The following is a 24,750-nucleotide window of genomic DNA, read 5'->3' as shown; positions in this document are numbered from 1 at the left end:
TCCTGGTGGCTATTCCGGAAGACAACTTGAGAAGGGACTTGTCGCCGCATGGAGGTCCCGATGTCACGGTCTGCATAACGACATGCAACCAGCGGGACTATGTCGCGCAGTGCTTGTTGAGCGTGCTTGACCAAGGAGGCCGGCGCCTTCTGGAGGTTATTGTTGGGGACGACTGTTCGGACGATGGAACCAGCGAGATCGTCGCCCTGATTGCCAAGCAACATCCGCATCTCGTGACCCATATCCGCCATGGTTCGAGGTTGGGTCCATCTAAGAACACGCAGTTTCTTATGCGGCTCGCCAAGGGCCGCTACGTGGCCAGGCTGGATGGTGACGACTACTGGTTTCCAGGAAAGATCGATGCCCAAGCGGCGTATCTCGACCAACATGCTGACTGCGTAGCCGTTTATACGAATGCAGTTACCGTCACCGAAGCTGGACAACGCATTGGCTTATTCAATGATGTTGGAGATGCCACTTTCGATCTTGCGGCGATGGTTCGTCGAGGCAACTTTCTCAATAACAGTTCCGTCATGATCCGATCGGAACTGGTAGGTTCTTGGCTGGAGATTGCGGACGACCTGATCGACTATCGGGCGCATTTGCTTCACGCGAGACGCGGGGTTCTTGCCCAGATAAGTAAACCTTTTGTTGCGTATCGCGTGAACACTATTGGATCCATGGTTTTGTCCCGGAACGAGACAGTGCGAAGGCTTTACTGGGAGGCTATTCTGAGTGTGCCTCGGGAAGCTGTTGGAGATTGGGACTACGCCTGGGGGCTTGCGAACTTTCTGAGCCGCGTAGCCGTGCGGGCGATACGTACAAGGGATATGGGGTTGGTCCGCGAATGGTGGCCGAGGGTTGTATCCGAATCTCCTCGCGGCTCTCTCGTTGTTGGGGTAATGGCGATGTGGGATCTCTTCCGCGCGCTTGGCTTCTGGGGGAAGCATCGCCTTTGTAAGCTGCTGGGTGGACACTGCGTTCCGGTGCTCCACCACAGATGAGCGTTGGAGTAAATGCATTGAACTTGGTGAAGTTGGCTCGATACGCCTTGGCACGCTGGGTTCCCGGCGGTAGCCGATTCTGCGAGATATGTGCTCATCAGGTGCGGGGGTTCATGCCCTATCGAGATGGGCGCCGGCCGCCGCTGATGCACGCGCTCCAGGTGGTTGGTAGCGATGTGACCAACTTTGAGTGCCCACGCTGTGGCGCGCACGATCGCGAACGTCACCTGTTTCTGTACTTGAAAGCGTCGGGCTTGATGGAAGGAATGCGAGAAGCTCGGATTCTGCATTTTGCCCCGGAGCGTCGTTTATCCAAGATCATTTGCGCGACGAGGCCCCTAAGCTATACGAAGTGTGATTTGTATCCAGATGCACCGGATGTGCTACCAGTGAACATCGAGGCAATGCCTTTTGCCGACAATGCGTTCGATATCGTTATCGCCAATCATGTTTTGGAGCATGTGTCGGACGATCTACAGGCGTTGAGGGAGATTTCACGAGTCCTTCGCTCCGGTGGGGTCGCCATTTTGCAAACACCATATAGCGCGACCCTGCGGCATACCTGGTTCGATCCTGGAATCATTGAACCGGAAGCGAGGCGGCAGGCGTATGGCCAAGAGGATCACGTTCGCCTCTATGGCCAAGATATTGTTGCGAGATTCGCGTCCACGGGTCTTCGTCCGATGGTTCGGAGTCACGCCGAGTTACTGCCTGATGTAGACGTACGGAAGGCCGGAGTTAACGCGGCAGAGCCCTTTTTGGCTTTTGAAGCACCTTGAGCGTGCGAGATCAGTCGACTCGCGGCACCCCGTATCTTGATAAGAGAACTACCTTCCGTAGCTGAAAGCGAACAGTGTTGAACCATCGGCGTGTTGTAATGGATCGAGTTCCTTGGACGAGTTTTCGCCGTTCCCTTAGCGCCCTGGCTTCATGGAAGGGTGCTGTGATTGCAGGGAAATAGACGTCGCGCCAGAGTCGCGTGTCGCGACGCGCCAAGCTCATCAAGGCTCCTTCGACCGAAAGGGCGAGTAGATGCGCGATCAGTATCGGAATAACCCAGATCCCTGGCGTGAGAACGGCCAAAGATAGGGTTTTGTTTCGCTCGCTTAGTCGTCTGCGACGCACGGTTGTGCGTAGTCCGTCGGCACCAACACGGTTTCCACCGAAGCTACTACCTTGGCGGTGCCGATATCCACTCATAGAAAGCGCTTTCACTTCTACGCCTCGGAGCCGGGCTAGGCCGCACAGGTAAAGATCTTCCGCGACTGACCCCATCCACTCCGGAAATCCCCCGAGAGATTGCCATGTTTCCCGCGGGCACCAAAGGCAGGCGCCAATTACATACGCAACTTCGGCGCGGGCCTCTCTATTCGGAATTGGGTTGAAGAACGGATCTACCAGGCATCCCCTGTCAACCAAATCACCGGTTTCCCAGTCATATTGTGGAAGGGTGAGGATGGCCGGCGCACCGCCATATTCCGCTGCGCTGATGAGACTTCGAATAGCGTCCTTCTCCAAGGCTGCGTCATTGTTCAAAAGCAGAACGAAGTCGCCACGCGCCCTTTCCACCATGCGATTATTGCTTACGCAGTACCCAACATTCTCGTAAGAAACCAGAAGCTCTACTTGCGGGTAGCAGCGCCTAATCAAGTCGACTGAAGAGTCACTGGATGCATCATCGTGCACCAGAACTTCGAAATCGAAATCACAATCTTGCGCCCATACAGAGTCGAGGCATGCTTGAAGCAGCTTCTCCCCATTGTAGTTTGCTATGCAAACGGATACGCGGGGTCGCGCAGGTGTATTCAGGCCTGGGTGGTAAACCAATGCCATGTTTGGCGCAACCCTTCCTCAAGAGAAGTGCTAGGGAACCAGTCGAATTGTGATTTAGCAGCAGTCGGGTCTGCAACGATTGTATGGATGTCGACCAGACGGGAAGGCTGGTAGACGCGCTCAATCGTTTGCCCAGTCACCGCATCGATGTGATCTACCAGCGTATCCAACGAGATGCCTTCTCCGCTCGCGGCGTTGAAAACCTGCGCTCCGCGGTCAATGGGCGTCACCAGAGCTCGATGGCAGAGGGCGACGAAGTCGTCGATGTACAGATAATCGCGAACTGATTCGCCATCGAAGATGGTTAGTGGTTTTGCATGCAATGCGCAATCGAACGCCGTAGGGATGATGCCGAAGCCATTCCTGGCCGACTGGCCCGGTCCGTAGATATTCGATGGCCGGAGCAAGATTGCTGTGCCGTCGTACTGAGTTGCCCAAGCGTGAAAGAAGTGCTCCGCAGCCGCTTTACCCGCTCCGTGGTAGGAGCGTGGTCTTAGTGGGTCTATTTCCCGAGCAGGATCCGCTCTGTCCCCATATAAGGTGCCCCCTGACGATAGAAAGATCACCCGGCACGATGGCGCGTACTGCAGTGCCTCTATTAGAGCCAGCGTGGTCTTCAGATTTCCGTCCAGTTGAGGCTGGGCGGCGCTGCTCACCGGTGTGCTGCGGGATGCTGCATGAATTACCGCATCGCAACCATCTAGCAGGGCCGAAAAATGCGATGGATCATCAAACGGAGCGACCACATTCGAAATGCCAGGCTGGCGGAAAATGGCTTGAGATCGCGTCGCAGCGATAACTGGATTTCCTGACTTCGCGATTGACTCACACAGGTGTCTGCCGATGAACCCAGAGGCGCCCAGGACTAGGATTGAGCTGCTCATATGCGAGATTCGCAGAGAAGTTCATGATAGAGATTCGCATAGCGGCCTGCACAATCGTCCCAAGTCCCAATCTCCCTTGATACCCAAGCGCGCCCCTGTTCACCCATGCGTCGGTTCACCATGCCGTCTTCTAGCGTCTCCAATGCGGTTCCCACCTCTGCGGGGCCCTTGCATATCATGCCGTTCAACCCATGCTGGATGATGTCCACATGGGCAGGCAGATCCGATGCAATGATCGGGAGTCCGGCGGCCATGGCTTCGAGCATCACCTGTGGCCTCCCCTCGGAATGTTGGCTGAGGGTAATCAAGCCATGAACGCGTGGAAACCACTCGTCGCGGAGAACTTCCGGCGTGACTGGCCCGTGATAGTGCACCCAGTCGGGCAACGGCATCTCTTCTTGCATCGGGCCGAACAAATGCAGTGAACGCTTTGCGCCAGAGAAAAATGGGGCACCCCACTCAAACAGCGTTCCGATCTTGTCTCGCGTCAGCCGAGTCACGCACAGCCAATCTTTGTCGACCGTACGTGAAATGGAGCGATGCATCTCGTACCAACTGGGTTCGATGCCGAATGGGACAAAGCATACTTTCGCAATATCGCCGAAAGCATCGTTCAAGATTGGAACCATCCAGTCAGCATTGGGGCAGATTGCGACGCGACGATGTTTGAAGGATCGGCGCAGCAGCGAACGAACCATCGGAAGCTTCAGGAGCTGCAGATCAGTTCCAAGGACCGTTGCCAGAAGTGGCCGCCCGTCCCCAGGGATACTAAGCGCATTCTGTAGCCAATTGACATGGTAGATGTCGGTTGAGGTACGGCCATACGCTTTGCGCAAAAGCGAGAGCAATCGAATTGGAGCCCATAGTGACCGAAGGCCGCCAGACCGGAACAGATGTGCGATCCCTCCGGATGACATCAGTTCGGCGAGCCAACGTCTTTCTCGGCTGGTGGGCGCGTAGGCGACGTTCTTAGGGATGTCCCCAGGAGGCGCCCAAATTTGAAGGTCGAGGTCGCGTCGCCGAGCTAAGGAGAACGCAAGATTCCGGATGAAAATTCCACGCCAGTCAGAGAAGCTTGTTGGGTAGGACGTGCTAACCATCAGTACATCTATGCGATGCGTTGAGGCCTCCTCTCCAGCAGCTGTGCATGCTCGACTCATGGAATCAATTCGAATCGGAATCGCTGTCGGTCTTGCGATATTGCTTCAAGCTTTCCTTCAATCGCAAGGACACAACGTCGTCATCGGAAAGCCACCCCTGATATCCCGTAAGGCGATTATCGTAGGCGAGATCCGCCCACTTTTCGGCTTCGTCATAAAGACCCGCGCTCGCCAGCGTCGCGGATATTAGGTGCGCGAGCTTGGGTGATTTCCGCAACGACCAAGCGGATTCAAACTCCCGCATGGTGCTATCCAAGTCAAGTTGACTCCGGAAAAAATATGCTCGCTCCACATGAATATAGTTCTGGACGCCTGGCTCTGCATATCCCGGGTTTTCCAACAACTTAACCGTGAACGTCGTCCAATCTTCATCAGTGAGGATGAGGGGGCACGTGTTTCCCTGGATGGCCCTTCGAATTTTAGGCATTGTTTCCAGAAGCGCTCGATTGTAAGTACTAGTCTCCATCTCAATAATGGCAGCCGGTCGTGCTTCTTCGGCCAAGGCTTCATTGTTCAGCAAGCAGGCGATATTCAATGCTTGCAGTGGGAAGCTGTTTCCGCGAACACCCCTATGGTATGCATCGAGGAGAGACCTCGCGGCCTGCTCGCTTTGGCCCCTTCCAGCGTAATAGTGAGCGCGTTGCGCTGCGGCACGAGGCGAATTCGGATGTTCGATTGCCCAGATTGCAGTCAGCTTGCGGACGTCTCCCCAAATAGGAGCCTGCACCCAAGTCAGGAAGGCCACGAATATAATCCACGAACCAGCAAGAATCGTTATGCCCAAGCGCCATTTCTCTGGTGGTTTGGCGACAAAAAAAGCCATGGCGAACATCGGTCCGAACATTGGCAAGTAATTTCTATGTTCGAAATAGAGCTCGAGTGGGAAAACGCTCGACTCCAAAATGTGGCCGCAAAAGAACCAGCCAACTGCGAATGCAAACACGGGGTGGCGACGACGGAGAATTACGGCGCTTGCAAGCAGTGCAACTACGCCAAGGACGGCAGGAAGGGTAACCCACGGTTGCAGTATGCCGCGCGAAACCACGAAATCGTCGTGGTAGATGCCGCCGCCACGTAGGCTGGGTATCAAGATTTGGGACAAATAAGCCATGAGGGCCCGCGCTTCACTCAAGAGGCGCTCGCCCATTGTGAAATCGCGGTTGCTGAAATTGCTCGCCACGTCCCATTTGGAGGCAATCACCACAACCATCACGAGCACAGGAGCCAATGTCCCCCAGTGCAACAGCGAGCGGTGCCGCGCCGATATCGATTGCAAGTGGCCCCTCAACAACGTCATGTTGATCACAACGGCGAGAAGGGGTGCAAGTGCCCCAGTTTCCTTGGATAGCACAGCGAGAGCTGTCCCCAACCCGAGAATCACGACAGGTAATATTGAGGTTGCCGTGCTCCTGGCGCGGTGCGCAAACGCCACATATCCCCACAGCCCCGAGATCGCAAATAGCATCGAGAGCTGGGTCATGCGCTGCACAACCAGCATGCTGGTCGAAAGCTGCATGGGGTGAAGCAGCCACGCCGCCATGGTGAGCAAGGCAGCAATATGCGCCAGACGCTCTTCAAGGACCAAGATGGCCAACGTTCGCGCGAAACCGAACACCAGCGTCCCTATCAGAAGATGCAGCATCAAGTTGGTGTATTTGAACGCCCAAGGCGTACTCGGCCATGCAGCATCGTTGAGGACGAAGCTGAGCATTGACAATGGGCGGCCCGGCGTTCCGCCGTACTGACGCATGTAATCAGCGAGCGCAGGCCAGGTCAGCTCGCCACGCAGCCCCGCCAGGTGTTGAAGATTGGGGAAGTCGTCGAAGAGGAATGGGCCATTCAAGGCCGGCCAACTCAGCAGCAGGCAACCAAGCAATAGCACCGCAAAAGCGATGCCTATTCCGGCTTTACCGGGGAATCTCCCGATGTAGCGAGTCTCGGACATCCGTCGGCACCCACAATGAAAAAAAGAAGCCCCCGAGCGGGGGCTTCATGTGACGCTATATCAAAACAGATTAACGGCAATTGGCCGGGCGATACTTTGCCTCGACGGTGCTGCCGGTGTTGCAGGACCAGGAGATCGAACCCTGGTTGTCCGCAGGGGTGAGAACGAGCGTGTCGCCACCGATTTCCGCACCCGAGTACAGAATGGTGATCACGCCGCTGCCGCCAACCGTCACGCTGGTGACGTTGTTGCCGCTGATCGACGCCGGGGTGACGATACCGGCCTCGGTGTTGCTGTCCGGGAACTCGCTGGTCGACGACATCGTCTCGGCCACAGCCAGTTTGGCCGCGCCGGCCAGGTTCATGCCTTCCGAAACCTTCGCGCGGACGGTGTAGTCCTGGTAGGCCGGGATGGCGATGGCCATCAGGATGCCGAGGATCGCGATCACGATCATCAGTTCGATCAGGGTAAAGCCTTGCTGGATCTTCTTCATGGTGTCTCCCCTAGGAGGTTTTGGTTTCACGTGCCCACATGGCCGGTTCCCCGGTCCGTCGGTAGCCGTGCAATGCCCCGCACGTGCACCCGAATAGTAAGCATATTGCGTGCCAATGACCGGGCGGCAGTGCCAATTCATCAAACTGCTAGGCCGGTCACGATCGGCCTCTGGGGCTGGGGCGGGAAGTGACGCAATTGGTCACTTTGGGCGAAAGGAAGTGACGCTCCGGGTCACTTTGTGTCAGTCGATCCCCAGCTTCTTCAGCTTGTACCGCAATGCCCGGAAGGTGATTCCCAGCGCGGCCGCGGCCTTGGTCTTGTTGTAACGGGCGTCCTGGAGGGCCTTTTCAATGGCCTTGCGCTCGACGTCTTCGATGTAGGTGGGGAGGGCGGAGGGGGGAACGTCATCCTTTTCCGTTTCGCGGCTCCCGCCGCTCCCACGTTCGGGGGCATGCGCGACGGGTGTGGCTACCAGCCCGAGGTCGTCGCGCTCGACGAGGTCGCCGTCGGCCATGGCCAGGGCGCGTTCGAGGATGTTTTCCAGCTCGCGGACGTTGCCCGGGAATGGGTAGGCCATCAGGGCGGCACGGGCGCCCTCGCCAAGGCGAGGCGCGGGACGGCCTTGTTCGCGGGCGAGGCGGGCAAGGATGTCGGCGGCCAGCATGGCCAGGTCGTCGCCGCGCTCGCGCAGGGGCGGCACCCGCAACTCGATGACGTTGATGCGGTAGTAGAGGTCGTGGCGGAAGCTGCCGTTGGCGACCAGCGCGGCCAGGTCCTTGTGGGTGGCGCTGAGCAGGCGCACGTCCACCGGCACTTCGGCGGCGGCGCCAACCGGGCGCACCGACTTTTCCTGGATGGCGCGCAGCAGCTTGACCTGCATGGGCAGCGGCAGCTCGGCGATCTCGTCCAGGAACAGGGTGCCGCCGTCGGCGGCCTGGAACAGGCCCTGCTTGTCGGCATGGGCGCCGGTGAAGCTGCCCTTCTTGTGGCCGAAGAACTCGCTTTCCATCAGCTCGGCCGGAATCGCGCCGCAGTTGACCGGCACGAACGGGCCCTTGGCGCGGCCGCCTTCGGCATGGATGGTGCGGGCGACCAGTTCCTTGCCCACGCCGGATTCGCCGGTGATGGCGATCGGGGCCTGGCTGCGGGCGACCTTGGCGACCGTGGCGCGCAGCGCCTGCATGGCCTGGGAATCGCCCTGCAGGCGAGCCAGGCCGGTGGCCGGGGCAGGCGCCTCGCGCCGTCGCCGGCCCAGGTCCAGGGCGTGGTTGACCAGGCGCCGCAGCACATGGATGTCGACCGGTTTGTTGACGAAGTCGAAGGCGCCGGCCTTGAGCGCGCCCACCGCGGCTTCGACGTTGCCGAAGGCGGTGATCATGGCGGTGGGCGTATCCGGGTGGTTGGCCGAGATCTCCGCCACCAGGTCGATGCCGGAACCGTCGGGCAGGCGCATGTCGGTCAGGCACAGGTCGTAGCGGTTTCCGGCCAGCTGCGCGCGCGCCTGGGCGAGGTTGGCGGCGGTGTCGGTGCGCAGGCCCATGCGGCCCAGGGTGAGGACCAGCAGTTCGCGGATGTCGTGCTCGTCGTCGACAATGAGGGCGCTGGGTGCAGGGTTCTCGCTCATGCCCGCAACCTTAACGGATGCCGCCGATCCGGTGTAAGAGCGCCCCTTGGGCGCGATTGGGATTTTCTTGATACCGATGGGATACGATGCGTGTTATACATGTATCACATCGGAGAATCCCATGCTCGCTATCCGTCTACCCCCCGAAATCGAACAGCGCCTCGACGCATTGGCCAAACGAACCAGGCGCAGCAAAAGCCACTACGTCCGGACGGCGCTCACTGCGTACCTCGATGAACTGGAAGGGTCGCGGATCGCCGAACCGGCAGCCTCCTACGCCCAGGGGAGCAGGAGCGCGAAGGCAGGCAGGAAGGCCGCGATGCAACTTACTGCCGTCCTGATGCCCGCGAAAGAAGGCGGTTTCGTGGCATTGAATCCGGAAACGGGCAGCGCGAGCCAGGGCGAATCAATTTCCGAAGCCTTGGTCAATCTCCGCGAGGCGACGGAACTCTATCTGGAAGAGTTTCCCGTCAAGTCTTTTGGCAAGGCGTTGATGACGACTTTCGACGTCCCGGGAAATGGCACCTAGATTACCGCGCACCTCCGGTGCGGAGGTTGTGCGCGCGCTGGAGAAGCTGGGATTCAAGCAAGTAAGGCAACGCGGAAGTCATGTTGTACTGCGTCGTGGAGTCGATGGTTGCGTCGTGCCACTGCATCGCGAGCTCAAGCTTGGAACGCTCGCTGAAGTTCTCAAACAAGCCGGCATTTCAGTTGAAGAACTGATCGGTGCAATGTAAGTGTCAGGCGACTATCCACGAATCAAGCCGGCAGCAGCGCATGCGGATCGGGCAGCGTGATCCGGAAGCAGCCGCCACCCTCGGGATTGTCCAGGTAATCCAGCGTCGCCTCGTTCGAGCGGCATAGCTCGCGGGCGATGTAGAGGCCCAGGCCGGTACCCAGTTCGGCCGTGGTGTAGAACGGACGGAACAGGTTCGAGCGCGCATCCTCGCCGATGCCGGGGCCGCGGTCGCACACGTCGATGGCGGGACGGCCGCCGAGCGCATGGACATGGATTCGCACCTGCGCCGCGTCGCCGGGCAGGTGGCCGTGGTTGAGCGCGTTCTGCAGCAGCACCGTCAACACCTGCTGCAGGTGGCGCGGATCGACCAGCCCGTGCAGCTCTTCGGCCCCGCTCACTTCGATGCTGGCCGATCCCGGCGGCAGCACCTGCAGATGATCGTCGACGAAGCGGCGCGCGAAGGCGGCCAGGTCGACGTTGTCGGCAGGGGCGCGTTCGCGCCTGGCCATGCCGAGCACGTTCTCGACGATGGCATTGGTGCGCTGGCACTGGGCGTGGATGATCTGCAGCAGGCGCTGGTCGCCGACGCTGATCTCGTCGGATTCCTGCAGCAGCTGGGTGGCGTAGTTGATCGCCGCCAGCGGGTTGCGGATCTCGTGGGCCAGGCTCGCCGAGAAGCGGCCCAGGGTGGCCAGCGTCATCGATTCGGCGCGCCGCGAGACCAGGGCGGTGTCGTCCAGGAACACCAGCGCGGTGTCGCCGTGGGCCAGCAGGCGGGCAAAACGAGGGAGCACTTCCGGCTGCTCGGCCGACAGGCGCAGGGGGGTATCGTCGCTGTGGCCGGTGCGCAGCCAGTGGTCCAGGCGTTCGGCCAGCGCCGGCGCCACGTCGGCCAGGCGGCGCCGTCCGCCGCGGTCGCCCAGTTGCAGCACCGCCGCTTCGTTTGCCAGGCGGATGCCGCCTTCGCCGTCGACCACCAGCACGCCGGTGCGCATGCGCCGGATGATCAGTTCGTTGACCGCGGCCAGGTCCGCCAGCTCGCCGCCGCGGCGCTCGGCCAGGGCCTGGCTCTCGCGGATCTGGCGGCCCAGCAGGTAGGTCAGCACCGCGATCGACAGGAAGCTGACGGCGAACATGATCGGTTCGGCCAGCGGGCGATCGTTCTGTAGCGGCCCCAGGGTGCTCCAGATGTACTCGAAGATCATGGCGCCGCCGGCCATGGCGCCGGCGGCCAGGCCGAAGCGCAGCGGCAGCAGCATGGAGGTGGCGCCCACGTTGAAGACCAACATCAGGGCGATGCCCGAGGCGGCCGAGGGCATGGCGTGGATCGCCAGCAGGCCTGCCGCGACGTCGATGCAGATGCCGACCAGCACCTGCCAGCGCAGCGCCACCTGGCGCAGCGCCCAGTACATCAGGCCGGTGGCCGCCACCAGATAGGCGATGCTGGTGACCTTGCCCAGCAGGGGCCGGGCCGGGTCCGGGAGGAGCTCGCGGACGGGGCCGAACAGCAGCAGGGCCAGCAACCCGGCCTCGAGGACCCGGTACAGGCTGTAGAAGTACAGGTCGCGGTATTGGGCGTCCGCGATTCCCGATGAACCGGCCATGCTTTCCCCGTGGGAGCGGCGGAAGCCGCGATCCGATTCTGCCGCGAAAACCGTCTGGGCGTACAATTGGGGGCTGTTTCACGCCCCCTCCAAGCTGGACGATCGATGAACTTCCACGAATACCAGGCCAAGCAACTGTTCGCCGACTACGGCATCGCCGTTCCCCCCGGGCGCGTCGCCCGCACGCCGGAAGAGGCGGTCGAGGCCGCCAAGGCCATCGACGGCAACTTCTGGGTGGTCAAGGCGCAGATCCACGCCGGCGGCCGCGGCAAGGCCGGCGGCGTCAAGCTGGCCCGGACCCTGGACGAGGTGCGCGAGTACGCCAAGGGCATGCTCGGCACGAAGATGGAAACCTACCAGTCGGCGGGCGTTGCCCTGCCGATCGACAGCGTGCTGGTCACGCAGGCCACCGACATCGCCCAGGAGCTGTACCTGTCGGTGCTGGTCGACCGCTCGAGCAAGTCGATCACCTTCATCGCCTCGTCCGAGGGCGGCGTGGAGATCGAGAAGACCGCCGAGGAGAACCCCGACGCGATCAAGACCCTGCACGTGAACTACGTCCAGGGCCTGCAGCCCTACCAGTGCCGCGAGATGGGCTTCGGCCTGGGCCTGACCGCCAAGCAGGTCAACCAGCTGACGAAGATCATGCTGGGCCTGTTCAAGCTGTTCAACGAGAAGGACCTGGCGCTGGTGGAGCTCAATCCGCTGGCGATCATGACGGACGGCAACCTGGCCGTGCTCGACGGCAAGATCAACTCCGACGACAACGCAACCTTCCGCCACCCCGACCTGGCCGCGATGCGCGACATCCGCCAGGAGGACGAGACCGAGGTGCGCGCCAGCCAGTACGACCTGAACTACGTGACCATGGACGGCAACATCGGTTGCATGGTCAATGGCGCGGGCCTGGCGATGGCGACCATGGACGTGATCAAGCTGGAAGGCGGCGAGCCGGCCAACTTCCTCGACGTCGGCGGCGGCGCCAACAAGGAGCGCGTGACCGAGGCGTTCAAGCTGATCCTGTCGTCCGACAAGGTCAAGGCGATCTTCGTCAACATCTTCGGCGGCATCGTCCGCTGCGACATGATCGCCGAGGGCATCATCGCGGCGGTCAAGGAAGTGGGGGTCGAGGTGCCGGTGATCGTGCGCCTGGAAGGCACCAACGTGGAAGCCGGCAAGGAGCTGCTGAAGAACTCCGGCCTGGCGATCATCCCCGCCGACGACATCAACGACGGCGCCCGCAAGGCCGTGGCAGCCGTCAAGTAAAGGATCGAATTCGAATGAGCGTTTTGGTCAACAAGAACACCAAGGTCATCGTCCAGGGCTTCACCGGTACCCAGGGCACCTTCCACGCCGAGCAGATGCTCGAGTACGGCACCAAGGTCGTGGGCGGCGTGACGCCGGGCAAGGGCGGCACCGAGCACCTGGGCCTGCCGGTGTTCGACACCGTCGCCGATGCCGTCGTCGAGACCGGCGCCAACGCGTCCGTCATCTACGTGCCGCCACCGTACGCGGCCGATGCGATCCTGGAAGCGGCCGATGCGGGCATCAAGGTCATCGTCGCCATCACCGAGGGCATCCCGGTGCTGGACATGCTGCGGGTCAAGAACGTGCTGGCCGGCTACGACGACGTCGTGCTGGTCGGTCCGAACTGCCCGGGCATCATCACCCCGGGCGAGTGCAAGATCGGGATCATGCCGGGGCACATCCACATGCCGGGCAAGGTCGCCATCGTGTCGCGGTCGGGCACGCTGACCTATGAAGCGGTGAAGCAGACCACCGACGCAGGCCTCGGCCAGTCGACGGTGATCGGCATCGGCGGCGACCCGATCAACGGCCTGAACTTCATCGACTGCCTGAAGCTGTTCCAGGCCGACGAGCAGACCAAGGGCATCATCATGGTCGGCGAGATCGGCGGTTCGGCCGAGGAGGAAGCGGCGGAGTTCATCGCCGAGCACGTGACCAAGCCGGTCGTGGGCTTCATTGCCGGCGCCTCGGCGCCGAAGGGCAAGCGCATGGGTCACGCGGGCGCGATCGCTTCGGGCGGCGCGGGCACGGCCGAAGGCAAGTTCGCCGCGATGGAGAAGGCCGGCGTCACCACGGTGAAGTCGCCGGGCGACCTCGGCGCCGCGATCGCCAAGCGCCTGGCCTGAACAAGAAAAAAAGGGGACGGAGGTAATTAAGCGCATGCGCTTAATTACCTCCGTCCCCTTTTTTTCTAGGCGACGGAGGCTTCGACGCGCGCCCAGGTGGCGTCGTCGAAGCGGTCGAGCAGGGCCAGCGCCTCGAGGTTCTCGACCAATTGCTGGGCGCGCGATGCGCCTAGCATCACCGTGGATACGTTCGGGTTGCGCAGGCACCAGGCGATCGCCAGCGGTGCCGGCGCCGCGCCCAGTTCACGGGCCAGCGCGGTGAACTTGCGCGCGCGCTCGATGCGGCGCTCCTTCGGATCGCCGATCACCATCTTCTGCAGCCAGCCGTAGCCCTCCTGGGCCAGGCGGCCTTCGCTGTGCACGCCGTTGTTGTACTTGCCGGTGAGCAGCCCCGAAGCCAGCGGCGACCAGATGGTGGTGCCCATGCCGTACTCGGCGTACAGCGGCGCGTATTCCTTCTCCACGCGCTCGCGGTGCATCAGGTTGTACTGCGGCTGCTCCATCGTCGGCGGCTGCAGGTTGCGCAGGCGCGCGATCTTGTTGGCCTCGCGGATCTGCCCCGCCGACCATTCCGAGGTGCCCCAGTACAGCACCTTGCCCTGCTGCACCAGGGTGTCCATGGCGCGCACGGTTTCCTCGATCGGCGTGTTCTCGTCCGGGCGGTGGCAGAAGTACAGGTCCAGGTATTCCACGCGCAGGCGCTTGAGCGCGTCGTGGCAGGCATCGACCACGTGCTTGCGCGACAGGCCCTTCTGCGTCGGCCGCGGATCCTTGGCCGCGCCGAAGTAAACCTTGCTCGAGACGCAGAAGCCGTCGCGCGGCAGGCGCAGGTCGGCGATCACGTCGCCCATCACCTTCTCGGCCTCGCCGTTGGCGTAGCCCTCGGCGTTGTCGAAGAAATTGACGCCGTGGTCCCAGGCCGCCGCAATCAGCTCGCGCGCTTCACCGCGCCCGACCTTGTTGCCGAAGGTGACCCACGCGCCGAACGAAAGCGCGGACAGCTGCAGGCCGGAGGTGCCGAGGCGACGGTATTGCATCGAGGGGACTCCCTTCCGGTGGAGTCCCCATCCTACCCGGCGCGCGCCGGATCAGTCGACGATCGGGGGCGCGGGCGGTGCCGGTGGTGCGGGCGGAGCGGGATGCGGCGGAGCGGGCGGCGGCGGTGGCGGCGCGGGCGGCGCGGGGATGTGGAATTTCATCGGCTCGGGCACCGTCACCAGTGCGGTGCCCGTCTTGCGGTCGCGCAGGTAACCGATGTCGACCTTGCTGCCGGCCTTGCGCCCGCGCAGCGCTTCCATCACCTCGCGCGGCGAATCGACGTCCTTGCCGGCGACGCTGCGGATGACGTCGCCAGCCTCCAGGCCGTCCAGTTCCGGTCCGGTGCTCAGCACCAGCACGCCCTTGTCGGTGCCGAAGTACTTGCCCAGGTCCGCGTCCACCGACGCAAGGTTGAGGCCGTTCCAGCGTAGCGCATCGGCAAGCACCGGGAAGTTGCCGTCGGGGGCCAGGCGGATGATCTCGCGACGCACTTCCGGCGCGATGGCGGCGACGCGCGCTGCCTCCTCCGCGGCGACGCGCGCTTCCCTTGCCGCGCGCCTGGCGGCGGGTACCGCGGCCCGTGCCTGCTCGGCCGCCTCGCGGGCTGCTTCCCGATGCTGGCGTGCCAGCACGCGTTCATGGCGGCCGTCGTCGCCGATGAACATCAGCCTGTCGCCGGCCTTCGGGGTGACGACCACCGTCTTTTCCTTGCCGTCGCGGATGTAGCGCAGCTGCACCTTCGACTTCTCGTCGTGCCTTGCGATCGCCACGCGCGCACGTTCGACGCGTGCTTCGGGGGTGGCGCCGGAGATCGTGTTGCCGTCGATGGCGACCAGGCGGTCGCCGCTCTTCAGGCCGGCGTCCGCTGCGGCGCCGCCAGGCGTGACGGCGACGATGCGCACGCCCGACGTGGTGTCGGGAGCGAGTACCACGCCGATCACCGGCTTGCGCAGCAGCGACTGCGTTCCATGCTTCGCCGCGAGTTCGGCGTAGGCCCTGGCGGCCTCGTCGAGTTTCCTGCGTGCCTCGTCGAGGGCCTTCTGCTCGGCGGCGGTCGGTGCGGCCGGCGTCCACTCCTGTGCCGACACGGGCAGCGCCATCGCCATTGCGATCGCCAGGGACAGTGCGGTGAGGGCGGGGGTTACGGGTTTCATGGGTCGTTCCTCGGTTGGAGTCAGTCCACGCTGACCAGCATCGCGTCGCTGCGTCCCTGCGATGCCAGCAGCCGCTGGGTGCTTTCGAAGCCGGCGGCCTGGCGCAGCGTTTCCACGCGCGCCTGCCACAGTTGCAGTCGTTCGGCATCGGTCAGGTCCGCGCGCGCCAGTCCCGTGTCGATGGCGGCGACACGCGCATCGAGCTCCGAAGACAGCATCGCCGCGCCGGCACTGGCGACGCGGTCGTCGCGTGCCACCGACAGCAGCGCTTCGAGCCGCGCCGATTCGGCGTACAGGTCCTGGAGCCTGGTGGTGCCAGGCGCCGGCGCGGCAGATGCCGCGATGCCGTCCTTCGCGGCTTCCGCCGCTCCAACGGGTGTCTTGCCTGGCTCGTCGACTCGCCCCCACGGCGCAACCACGATGGCGACGAGCGCGGCGGCGGCCGCAACGCCCATCCATGCCGGCGCGCGCCTGGGTGCGGCCAGGCGCGGCGCCAATCGTTGCCAGCCATCGGGGGGTGGCGCTTCGGAGGGCAGGGCGGCGAACGCCTCCTGCCAGTTGCGGGGGTCGCGATCATGCATGGGTCGGCTCCGGGCGGGTCTCCGGTTCGAGCAGGGCGCGCAGGCGGCGGCTGCCGCGGGCCAACTGCGATTTGGAGAAACTGGTGGTGCGCTGCATCAGCGCGGCGATCTCGTCGTGGGTGTAGCCCTCGGCGTGGTACAGCCACAGCACGCTGCGGGTCATGGGCGGCAGGGCGGCCAGTGCGCGCTGCAGGGCGGCGGCATCGACGGCTGCCGCGGGCGGGGGCGCGACGTCGTCGGGCAGGAGGTCTTCACCCGGCAACTCCAGCGGTGGTCCGGCGGCCTTGTCGCGGCGCAGGCGCATCAGTGCCTCGTTCACCGCGACCTGGCGCAGCCAGCCCCAGAACGGCGCGCCATCGACGGCCCGATAGTCCCCGATCCGGCGGAACAGCTTGAGCATGGTCTCCTGCAGCACTTCGGCAGCCTCCTCGCGGTCGCCGCACATGCGCAGCGCCAGGGTGAACACCGGCCGCTCGAACCAGCGGTAGAGCTGCTCGAACGCCGCCCGGTCGCCGTTGCGGGCCCGGGCGAGCAGCGCGGCGGGCACGTCGATGGCAAAGGCCGAGGCGGGCGGGGCGTTGGCTGGCATTCGAATTCAAGGATGCGCCATGGGGACGAAAGGGTCGCACGTGTGATCGGGAAGAACGGGAATGAGGGGAATGAAGGGAATGGGGAATGGAGGGTTGCCAGGTGCGACGCGGGTTCCATTCCCCTCGCTCCCCTCATTCCCTTCATTCCCGTCCCAAAGCCTTAAACTGACCCCATATTCAAGGAGCCCCGAACCATGTCCACCATCCCGCTGCTGGCCGTCGTCCTGGTCGTCGCCGGCGTCATCCTGCTGTTCAAGACCGTGCGGATGGTGCCGCAGGGCTACGAGTGGACCGTGGAGCGGTTCGGTCGCTACACCCAGACCCTGAGCCCGGGCCTGCACTTCCTGGTGCCGATCATCTACGGCATCGGCCGCAAGGTGAACATGATGGAGCAGGTGCTGGAGGTGCCATCGCAGGACGTGATCACCAAGGACAACGCCGTGGTCAAGGTCGACGGCGTGGTGTTCTTCCAGGTGCTCGACGCGGCCAAGGCGGCGTACGAGGTGGCGACGCTGGAGATCGCCGTGCTGAACCTGGTGATGACCAACATCCGTACCGCGATCGGCTCGATGGACCTGGACGAGTCGCTGTCCAAGCGCGACGAGATCAACGCCAAGGTGCTGGTGGCGGTGGACGAGGCGACCCATCCGTGGGGCATCAAGGTCAACCGCATCGAGCTCAAGGACATCGCCCCGCCGCGCGACCTGATCGACGCCATGGCCAAGCAGATGAAGGCCGAACGCGAGAAGCGCGCCAACATCCTGGAGGCCGAGGGCCTGCGCCAGGCGGCGATCCTTCGCGCCGAGGGCGAGAAGCAGTCGGTGATCCTGGAGGCCGAGGGCGACAAGGAGGCGGCCTTCCGCGCCGCGGAGGCGCGCGAGCGCCTGGCCGAGGCCGAGGCCAAGGCGACGCAGATGGTCTCCGACGCGATCGCTGGCGGCAACGTCAACGCGATCAACTACTTCGTCGCGCAGAAGTACATCGAGGCGTTCAAGACGCTGGCGCAGGCGCCGAACCAGAAGTTCGTGCTGATGCCGATGGAGGCTTCGGGCGTGATCGGGTCGCTGGGCGGCATTGCCGAGCTGGCGAAGGAAGCGCTGGTCCAGCAGCCGTCGCGCGCCGCGCCGGCGCAGATGCCGCGCCAGGGGGGCTGAGCCATGCGCTGGGATGTCTTTGCGTGGGCAGCGGTGACGCTGTTGCTGTTCGCGGCCGAGGCGATCGCGCCGGGCGCGTTCATGCTGTGGCTGGGCTTCGCCGCGGCCGCGGTGTTCCTGGGCGTGCTGGTCGTGCCGGGCATCCCGCTGCTGGCCCAGGCCGGCGCCTTCGTGGTGCTCAGTTTCGTTTCGATCCAGGTGTACCGGCGCTGGTTCCGCGGTCGCGAACCGCAGAGCGACCGACCGGCGCTGAACCGGCGCACCGCGGCGCTGGTCGGCCAGGTGGTGGTGCTGCACGACCCCATCGCCAACGGCCGCGGCCGGGTTCAGATCGCCGATGCCTACTGGACCGTCACCGGCCCCGACCTTCCCGCCGGCACCGCGGTGCGCATCACCGGTGCCGACGGCATGACCCTTCAAGTGGAGACAGCATGACCCGCAAGACCATCCTCAACGACGCCCATCGCGCCCTCGGTGCCAAGATGGTCGACTTCGGCGGCTGGGACATGCCGCTGCACTACGGCTCGCAGGTGGAGGAGCACCACCAGGTGCGCCGCGATGCCGGCATGTTCGACGTCTCCCACATGACCGTGGTCGACCTGCGCGGCGATCGCAGCCGCGAGTTCCTGCGCGCGCTGGTCGCCAATTCGGTGGACAAGCTGCAGAAGCCCGGCAAGGCGATCTACACCTGCATGCTCAACGAACAGGGCGGGGTGATCGACGACCTGATCGTGTACTTCCTCGCCGAGGACTTCTTCCGCCTGGTGGTCAACGCCGCCACCCGCGACAAGGACCTGGCCTGGATCACGGCGCAGGCGGCGCCGTACGGCGTGTCGGTGACCGAGCGCGAGGACTTCGCGATGATCGCCGTGCAGGGTCCGAACGCCCGCGAACGCGTGATCGGGCTGCTCGACGAGGCCGGCGCGAAGGCCGCCGGCAAGCTCGGCCGCTTCGCCGCAATCGAGGCAACCGGGCGCGACGGCACGCCGCTGTTCATCGCCCGCACCGGCTACACCGGCGAGGACGGTTTCGAGGTCGTGGTGCCGGTCGACCGGGCGGTGGCGTTGTGGGAGGCGCTGCTCGCCGCCGGGGTGAAGCCCGCGGGACTGGGCGCGCGCGACACCCTGCGCCTTGAAGCCGGACTCAATCTCTACGGCCAGGACATGGACGAGACGGTGACGCCGTACGAGGCGGCGCTGGGTTGGACGGTGTCGCTGGACGAAGGGCGCGACTTCGTCGGCCGCGCCGCGCTCGAGGCGCAGAAGGCGGCCGGTACGGCTCGCCGGATGATCGGCCTGGTGATGGACGAGAAGGGCGTGCTGCGCCACGGCCAGCGCGTGATCACCGCGCACGGCGACGGCGAGATCCTCTCCGGCACGTTCTCGCCGACCCTGGGCAAGGCGATCGCGTTCGCGCGCGTCCCTGCCGGCGACGGCGACGGCGAGGTGCGAGTCGACATCCGCGGTCGCGAGGTTCCCGTGCGCGTGGTGAAGTTCCCGTTCGTGCGCGATGGCCAGGCACAACCCGGCATCTGACGGCGGATTTGATTTTCACGCCCGCCGCGTCGCTAAACTACGCCCCACTACCCCCAACGGTCTGCCCGACCCCGCATACCCCCGGAGCAAACGATGAGCGAGATCCCCGGCGATCTGAAGTTCCTGAAGTCCCATGAGTGGGCCCGCGTCGAAGGCGACGGCAAGGTCACCATCGGCATTTCCGACCACGCCCAGGAGCTGCTTGGCGACCTGGTCTACGTGGAGCTTCCCAATGTCGGCGACCGTGTCGAGGCCGGTGCCGCCAGTGCGGTGGTCGAATCGGTGAAGGCGGCGTCGGACGTGTACAGCCCGGTCAGCGGCACGGTCGTCGAGGTCAACACGGCGCTCGCCGACAAGCCCGAGACGATCAACGAGGACGCATACGGCGACGGTTGGCTGTACGTGGTCGAGGTCGAGGAGCCCGACCAGGTGAACGAAATGCTCGACCCGGATGCGTACGCCGAACTGCTCGAGGAAGACGACCACTGACGCCTCGGGTGGGAGCGGCGGAAGCCGCGATGCCACCGCGAACACCGACCGGCCGCCCCAGGGCGGCCGGTTTTTTTTGCGCAAATCGGCGCAATCGGAGTGTTGCGACGCGCCATCCGGGGTGTGCGCCGACAACCGGTTCCGACCCTTCCGGAACGGTCGCGCGCACTGTCCGGGCGAGCGTGCGCGAGTCGACCGCCTGCAATGCACGCCGGCGCCGCAACGCCGGCCGCGTTGCGAACAAACCGCATAAAACACGGGGTTTTCCCGCAACACGATTGTCCGCGTGCGACGGCGACACGCTTCGGCGGCACTGTCCACGGGGCGTCGTCGGTGGCCCGGAAGGACGGTCGCGTACCCGCCGCGGCGCCGCCCTCCCTGAAAAAAATTTCACGGGGGTTGTTGACAGTTGAAAAAACCGTGATTAGGTTTCGCCCAGCAGCGGTCTCCTGCGGACGAGAGTGAGTCGAATCACCAAGACAACGCGAAGCACAAAGAAGCCTTCCGCCCTGACGGTCTCCAAGGTGGACTCGGGCAACTACTCTTCCGCGAAACCCCGCACCGCTTCCAGACAAGACGACCTGCATCGCCTGGCGATGCGGGTTTTTTATTGCCGCAAGGCACCAAGATCCGTCCCGGCGCGCCGGGCGCGTCGGCGGTTTGTCGCGGGTCCGACTCCCGCGATGGTTTCAACTGGGCTGCAGTACCCGTAAGTCCAACTGACGAGGAGCCATCACATGGCCATGAAGAAAGCTGCGAAGAAGTCCGCCAAGAAGGCGACGAAGAAGACCGCCCGTAAATCGGCGGCCAAGAAGACCGTGCGCAAGGCTGCTGCCAAGCGTCGGCCGGCGAAGAAGGCTGCCAAGAAGACGGTGCGCAAGGCTGCTGCCAAGCGCAAGCCGGCGAAGAAGGCCGCCAAGAAGTCCGTGCGCAAGGCTGCCGCCAAGCGCAAGCCCGCCAAGAAGGCTGCGAAGAAGACGGCCCGCAAGTCGGCTGCCAAGCGCAAGCCTGCTAAGAAGGCTGCGAAGAAGACGGCCCGCAAGTCGGCCGCCAAGCGCAAGCCCGCCAAGAAGGCCGCGGCCAAGCGCCGTCCGGCCAAGAAGGCTGCCAAGAAGACCGCGAAGAAGACCGCGCGCAAGGCGGCCAAGCGTCCTGCCAAGAAGAAGGCGGCCAAGAAGGCCCGACGTCCTGCGAAGCGCAAGGCTGCCCCCGTGGCAATGCCCTCCGCTCCCGCACCGATGATGTAATCAAGACCCCGAAAGCCGTAAACCACGTTCCCTCTTCGCAGCCCAGGCGAAGAGGGAATTTTTTTGCCTGACCAAAAAGGGGACGGAGGTAATTAAGCGCGAGCGCTTAATTACCTCCGTCCCCTTTTTGGTTCTGGTTAGCGGGGTTGGGCGTGGGCGGTGCTGGCTTCGGTGCCGTCGTCGGGGCGGGCCTGCTTGCGGGCCGCGTAGAGGAGCTCGACGTCGTCCTCGTCCAGGTCCAGCCAGTCGCCGTCGGCAATGCCCAGGGCGCTGTCGATGATGGTGGGCACCAGGCCGCCTGGCAGGCCGCTGCTGCTGTTCCACAACACCACCAGGCCGAGGTCGCGCTCGGGCAGCAGGGCGATCGCGCCGCGGTAACCCTGCACCGCACCGCCGTGGTAGACGACGCGATGCCCGGCATAGTCGTAGACGCGCCAGCCGATGCCGTAGCCGGCATGTTCCAGGCGGGCGCGGCGCCAGGACGAACCGCGGGTCTCGCCCGGCGTGGACACCACCGGCGCATGCAGGGTCGCCAGCAGCGGCGCCGGCAGCACGTCGGGGCGGTGCCCGGTCTGCGCGATCAGCCACTGCGCCATGTCGCTGATGCTGGCATTGACGCCGGCGGCCGGCGCGATGCGGTAGTAGGTCGGCTTCGGCGCGTCGAGCGACACCCAACCGCGGCGGCTGCGCACGTGCGGACGCGCCCAGCTCTGGCTGGCACGGATGCCGTCCAGGCCGTAGCTCGCGTCGTCCATGCCCAGCGGCTTGAAGATGCGGCCGGTCACCGCCTCGCTGTAGAAGCGCCCGGTGGCCGCGAACACCACGTCGCCGACCAGGCTGAAGGCGACGTTCTGGTAGGCGTAGCACTCGCCCGGCGCGCAGGTCATCGGCGCGTACGCCAGCTTCTGCACGACGCTGCGATAGCCGACGCCGTCCTCGATCATGCGGTCGTAGGCGTTGTGGGTGAGGCCGACGCGATGGCTGAGCACCTCGGCCACGGTCAGCCGCTGCGCGGCGCCGGGCTGCGAGAGCTGCAGCTCCGGCATGAAGTCGGCGACGCGGCTGTCCCAGCGCAGCGCGCCTTCGGCCACGAGCATGCCGGTGACGGTGCCGGCGAACGCCTTGGACAGCGATGCCAGGCGGAATACGGTGTGTGCGCCGACGCCTTCGCCGGTGTCCACGTCGGTGGTGCCGTAGCCGCGCGCGGTGAGGACGCGACCGTCCTTCACGATCGCCAGGGCCATGCCCGGGACGCGACCACTGGACACCATGGCCTGGGCCATGGCTTCGAACCGGGCGACATCGAAGTCCGCCGGCAGCGGCGGGCCCTCGGGGGCGGGGCGGCTGGCAACGGACGCAGAAGCGGCGGGTACGGGGGTGGCAGCCGGAGCGGCCACGGGCGAGGCGGTTTCCACCATCGCCAGGCGCGGTGCCGGTGCCTGGTCCGCGGCGTTCTGGGCGGTGCTGGCCACGGCCAGCGGCATCAACATCGCCATCAGGGCGAGTCGGGGGTTCCGCCAGCGGTGAGTGTCTTTCATCGGGCTTGGCCCCTGCGTATGCTGCGCCTGCAGGTCGATCATAACGCCTGCTCCAGACTTTGCATGAATAAGGGGAAGTTCGATGGGCACGCTGCTGATTCTGCTCGGAATTGTGGTCGTCGTCGCATTTTTCGCGGTCGGGATCTACAACGGCCTCGTGATGGCGCGCAACGCCTACAAGAACGCCTTCGCCCAGATCGACGTCCAGCTCCAGCGGCGCTTCGACCTGATCCCCAACCTGGTGGAGACCGCCAAGGGTTACCTGAGCCATGAGCGCGAGACCTTCGAGGCCGTGACCGCGGCCCGGGCGGCGGCCATGAACGGCCTGGCCGCGGCCAAGGCCAGCCCCGGCGACCCGGCGGCCATGGCCCAGCTCAGCCAAGCCGAAGGCATGCTCAATGGCGCGCTCGGCCGGCTGATGGTCTCGGTGGAGGCCTACCCGGAACTCAAGGCCAGCCAGAACATGATGCAGCTCTCCGAGGAGCTGACCTCGACCGAGAACAAGGTCGCCTTCGCCCGCCAGGCCTTCAACGACTCGGTAATGGCCTACAACAACAAGCGCGAAGTGTTTCCCTCCAGCATCGTCGCCGGCATGTTCAACTTCGCCCCGGCCGCATTGCTCGAGATCCCGGCCGACCAGCAGGCGGCGGTGCGCGCGGCGCCGAAGGTCCAGTTCTGACGTCCTGAGCCGGTGAACTTCTTCGAACACCAGGCCGCCGCCAGGCGCGCGTCCACGCGCCTGGTGGTGTTGTTCGCGCTTGCGGTCATCGGCATCGTGGCCGCCGTCGACCTCGTCGTGTGGATGGTCTACGGCGCGATGCCGACCGACCCGGACGGCAGCCGCGGCAGCACGCTGGGTGCGATGGTGGTGGCGTCGCTGGCGACGGTGGCGATCATCGGCCTGGGTTCGCTGTTCCGCATCGCCTCGCTGCGCGGCGGCGGCGACCAGGTCGCGCTGCAGCTCGGCGGCACGCCGGTGCCCGAGGACACCTCCGACTTCAACCTGCGCAGGCTGCGCAACGTGGTCGAGGAGATCGCGATCGCCTCGGGCGTGCCCGTACCGCGCATCTACGTGCTCGAACACGAGCAGGCCATCAATGCCTTCGCCGCCGGCTACAGCCCGGCCGACGCCGTGGTGGCGGTAACGCGCGGCGCGCTCGACCGCCTCAACCGCGACGAGCTGCAGGGCGTGATCGCGCACGAGTTCAGCCACATCCTCAATGGCGACATGCGCCTGAACGTGCGCCTGATCGGCGTGCTGTTCGGGATCCTGGTGCTGGCCATCATCGGCCGCAAGGTGCTGCAGTTCGGCCGCATCGGCGGGCGCGACAACCGCGGCGCGGCGGCGGTCCTGCTCGCCGCGCTGGTGGCGATGGCGATCGGCTACATCGGCCTGTTCTTCGGCCGCATGATCAAGGCCGGCGTCAGCCGCAGCCGCGAGACCCTGGCCGATGCCAGCGCGGTGCAGTTCACCCGCCAGACCCGTGGCCTGGCCGGCGCGCTGAAGAAGATCGGCGGCCTCGGCGAAGGTTCGCGCCTCAACGACCGCGGCGACGCCGAGGAAGTCAGCCACATGCTGTTCGGCGACGGACTCGGCTTGTCGGGCCTGTTCGCCACGCACCCGCCGCTGCTCAAACGCATCCAGGCACTGGAGCCGTCGTTCCGCGGCGAGCACATGGAAGCGTTGCAGAAGCGTTGGCTGGCCGCGCCGCCCAACGGACTGGAAGAGGATCTGCACCTCGGGCTGGACAGCGGTCTGTCGCGGGCGCTGCCGGATGCCGGCGCCGAAGTGACGGTGACTCCGCCGATGGTCGTGGCCCAGGTCGCCACGCCTTCGTCCGACGACTACCGTCGCGCCGACCAGATCGTGGCCGGCATCCCCGACGCGCTCCGCGCGCTGGCCGCGCGCCGCGACGGCGTGATGCCGTTGCTGCTGGGCCTGCTGCTTGCGGACGAGGAGCGCCTGGCGCGCAACCAGCGCGC

General features: G+C 64.6%; 23 protein-coding genes and 1 pseudogene. 12 read left to right on the top strand and 12 right to left on the bottom strand.

Annotated features, from left to right (window positions below):
- Window positions 1-5: 5 nt before the first annotated feature.
- The gene (locus tag QAA18_RS03660) at window positions 6-1,004 is read left to right on the top strand and encodes a glycosyltransferase (RefSeq protein ID WP_279411075.1); all 999 of its coding nucleotides are present in this window, start codon (window positions 6-8) and stop codon (window positions 1,002-1,004) included.
- 113 nt (window positions 1,005-1,117) lie between these two features.
- Window positions 1,118-1,783 (top strand): class I SAM-dependent methyltransferase, encoded by a 666-nt coding sequence (locus tag QAA18_RS03655; protein ID WP_279411074.1) that lies wholly within the window; start codon window positions 1,118-1,120, stop codon window positions 1,781-1,783.
- Between the two features lie 10 nt (window positions 1,784-1,793).
- Here the strand turns inward: QAA18_RS03655 and QAA18_RS03650 are convergent, their stop codons facing one another.
- The 6 genes from QAA18_RS03650 to QAA18_RS03625 form a co-directional block, all read right to left on the bottom strand.
- Window positions 1,794-2,837, bottom strand: a complete 1,044-nt coding sequence (locus QAA18_RS03650) for a glycosyltransferase (RefSeq protein ID WP_279411072.1) — start codon at window positions 2,835-2,837, stop codon at window positions 1,794-1,796.
- The gene (locus tag QAA18_RS03645; RefSeq protein WP_279411071.1) at window positions 2,810-3,721 is read right to left on the bottom strand and encodes an NAD-dependent epimerase/dehydratase family protein; all 912 of its coding nucleotides are present in this window, start codon (window positions 3,719-3,721) and stop codon (window positions 2,810-2,812) included. Before QAA18_RS03645 ends, QAA18_RS03650 begins: the two co-directional genes overlap by 28 nt.
- A complete protein-coding gene (locus tag QAA18_RS03640) occupies window positions 3,718-4,419 on the bottom strand; it encodes a glycosyltransferase family 4 protein (protein WP_279411070.1) in 702 nt (233 codons plus the stop codon). Before QAA18_RS03640 ends, QAA18_RS03645 begins: the two co-directional genes overlap by 4 nt.
- A 466-nt stretch (window positions 4,420-4,885) precedes the next feature.
- Window positions 4,886-6,826 carry a hypothetical protein gene (locus QAA18_RS03635; protein WP_279411069.1) on the bottom strand — a complete coding sequence of 647 codons (1,941 nt, stop codon included), beginning with the start codon at window positions 6,824-6,826 and terminating at the stop codon, window positions 4,886-4,888.
- Between the two features lie 70 nt (window positions 6,827-6,896).
- Window positions 6,897-7,319 carry a pilin gene (locus QAA18_RS03630; RefSeq protein WP_279411068.1) on the bottom strand — a complete coding sequence of 141 codons (423 nt, stop codon included), beginning with the start codon at window positions 7,317-7,319 and terminating at the stop codon, window positions 6,897-6,899.
- A gap of 243 nt (window positions 7,320-7,562) precedes the next feature.
- Window positions 7,563-8,945, bottom strand: coding sequence for a sigma-54 dependent transcriptional regulator (locus QAA18_RS03625; protein WP_279411067.1), 1,383 nt, complete (start codon window positions 8,943-8,945; stop codon window positions 7,563-7,565).
- A 121-nt stretch (window positions 8,946-9,066) separates the two neighbouring features.
- Between QAA18_RS03625 and QAA18_RS03620 the strand changes: the two genes are divergently transcribed.
- The gene (locus QAA18_RS03620) at window positions 9,067-9,474 is read left to right on the top strand and encodes a ribbon-helix-helix domain-containing protein (RefSeq protein WP_279411066.1); all 408 of its coding nucleotides are present in this window, start codon (window positions 9,067-9,069) and stop codon (window positions 9,472-9,474) included.
- Between the two features lie 230 nt (window positions 9,475-9,704).
- On the opposite strand, the gene QAA18_RS03615 is transcribed toward QAA18_RS03620, so the two are convergent.
- Window positions 9,705-11,288: a HAMP domain-containing sensor histidine kinase gene (locus tag QAA18_RS03615; RefSeq protein ID WP_279411065.1), complete on the bottom strand. Its 1,584-nt coding sequence runs from the start codon at window positions 11,286-11,288 to the stop codon at window positions 9,705-9,707.
- Window positions 11,289-11,393: 105 nt separating this feature from the next.
- Here QAA18_RS03615 and sucC point away from each other — a divergent pair, with 105 nt between their 5' ends.
- Together sucC and sucD are read left to right on the top strand one after the other, a co-directional pair.
- Window positions 11,394-12,554: an ADP-forming succinate--CoA ligase subunit beta gene (gene sucC, locus QAA18_RS03610; protein WP_279411064.1), complete on the top strand. Its 1,161-nt coding sequence runs from the start codon at window positions 11,394-11,396 to the stop codon at window positions 12,552-12,554.
- 14 nt (window positions 12,555-12,568) lie between these two features.
- Window positions 12,569-13,441, top strand: a complete 873-nt coding sequence (gene sucD / locus QAA18_RS03605) for a succinate--CoA ligase subunit alpha (protein WP_279411063.1) — start codon at window positions 12,569-12,571, stop codon at window positions 13,439-13,441.
- 65 nt (window positions 13,442-13,506) lie between these two features.
- On the opposite strand, the gene QAA18_RS03600 is transcribed toward sucD, so the two are convergent.
- The 4 genes from QAA18_RS03600 to QAA18_RS03585 are packed head-to-tail and all read right to left on the bottom strand — an operon-like array spanning window position 13,507 to window position 16,803.
- Entirely contained in the window at window positions 13,507-14,478 is a 972-nt protein-coding gene (locus tag QAA18_RS03600; protein WP_279411062.1) for an aldo/keto reductase, read from the bottom strand.
- A 51-nt stretch (window positions 14,479-14,529) separates the two neighbouring features.
- A complete protein-coding gene (locus QAA18_RS03595; protein WP_279411061.1) occupies window positions 14,530-15,633 on the bottom strand; it encodes a PDZ domain-containing protein in 1,104 nt (367 codons plus the stop codon).
- A gap of 20 nt (window positions 15,634-15,653) precedes the next feature.
- On the bottom strand, window positions 15,654-16,214 hold the full coding sequence (locus QAA18_RS03590) for a hypothetical protein (RefSeq protein ID WP_279411060.1): 561 nt from the start codon (window positions 16,212-16,214) through the stop codon (window positions 15,654-15,656).
- Window positions 16,207-16,803, bottom strand: a complete 597-nt coding sequence (locus tag QAA18_RS03585; RefSeq protein ID WP_279411059.1) for a sigma-70 family RNA polymerase sigma factor — start codon at window positions 16,801-16,803, stop codon at window positions 16,207-16,209. Before QAA18_RS03585 ends, QAA18_RS03590 begins: the two co-directional genes overlap by 8 nt.
- A 195-nt stretch (window positions 16,804-16,998) precedes the next feature.
- Here QAA18_RS03585 and QAA18_RS03580 point away from each other — a divergent pair, with 195 nt between their 5' ends.
- From QAA18_RS03580 to QAA18_RS12900, 5 genes are all read left to right on the top strand, one after another.
- Window positions 16,999-17,958, top strand: coding sequence for an SPFH/Band 7/PHB domain protein (locus tag QAA18_RS03580; RefSeq protein ID WP_279411058.1), 960 nt, complete (start codon window positions 16,999-17,001; stop codon window positions 17,956-17,958).
- Between the two features lie 3 nt (window positions 17,959-17,961).
- The gene (locus tag QAA18_RS03575; protein ID WP_279411057.1) at window positions 17,962-18,393 is read left to right on the top strand and encodes an NfeD family protein; all 432 of its coding nucleotides are present in this window, start codon (window positions 17,962-17,964) and stop codon (window positions 18,391-18,393) included.
- Window positions 18,390-19,493 carry a glycine cleavage system aminomethyltransferase GcvT gene (gcvT, locus tag QAA18_RS03570; RefSeq protein WP_279411056.1) on the top strand — a complete coding sequence of 368 codons (1,104 nt, stop codon included), beginning with the start codon at window positions 18,390-18,392 and terminating at the stop codon, window positions 19,491-19,493. Before QAA18_RS03575 ends, gcvT begins: the two co-directional genes overlap by 4 nt.
- Before the next feature lie 93 nt (window positions 19,494-19,586).
- A complete protein-coding gene (gcvH, locus tag QAA18_RS03565; RefSeq protein ID WP_279411055.1) occupies window positions 19,587-19,982 on the top strand; it encodes a glycine cleavage system protein GcvH in 396 nt (131 codons plus the stop codon).
- A 737-nt stretch (window positions 19,983-20,719) separates the two neighbouring features.
- Window positions 20,720-21,229 carry a hypothetical protein gene (locus QAA18_RS12900; protein WP_343226738.1) on the top strand — a complete coding sequence of 170 codons (510 nt, stop codon included), beginning with the start codon at window positions 20,720-20,722 and terminating at the stop codon, window positions 21,227-21,229.
- A 224-nt stretch (window positions 21,230-21,453) separates the two neighbouring features.
- On the opposite strand, the pseudogene QAA18_RS03555 reads toward QAA18_RS12900, so the two are convergent.
- Window positions 21,454-22,767: pseudogene (locus QAA18_RS03555) on the bottom strand (serine hydrolase domain-containing protein); the annotation flags it as partial.
- A gap of 82 nt (window positions 22,768-22,849) precedes the next feature.
- Here QAA18_RS03555 and QAA18_RS03550 point away from each other — a divergent pair.
- Window positions 22,850-23,446 carry a LemA family protein gene (locus QAA18_RS03550; protein ID WP_279411054.1) on the top strand — a complete coding sequence of 199 codons (597 nt, stop codon included), beginning with the start codon at window positions 22,850-22,852 and terminating at the stop codon, window positions 23,444-23,446.
- 12 nt (window positions 23,447-23,458) lie between these two features.
- A partial coding sequence (locus tag QAA18_RS03545; protein ID WP_279411053.1) for a M48 family metallopeptidase occupies window positions 23,459-24,750 on the top strand: 1,292 nt, incomplete at its 3' end.

This window comes from Luteimonas sp. 8-5, from assembly GCF_029763755.1.
Taxonomy (GTDB): domain Bacteria; phylum Pseudomonadota; class Gammaproteobacteria; order Xanthomonadales; family Xanthomonadaceae; genus Cognatiluteimonas.
Note: the sequence above shows the minus strand (reverse complement) of the source record. Positions and strands in the feature narration are given on the sequence as shown.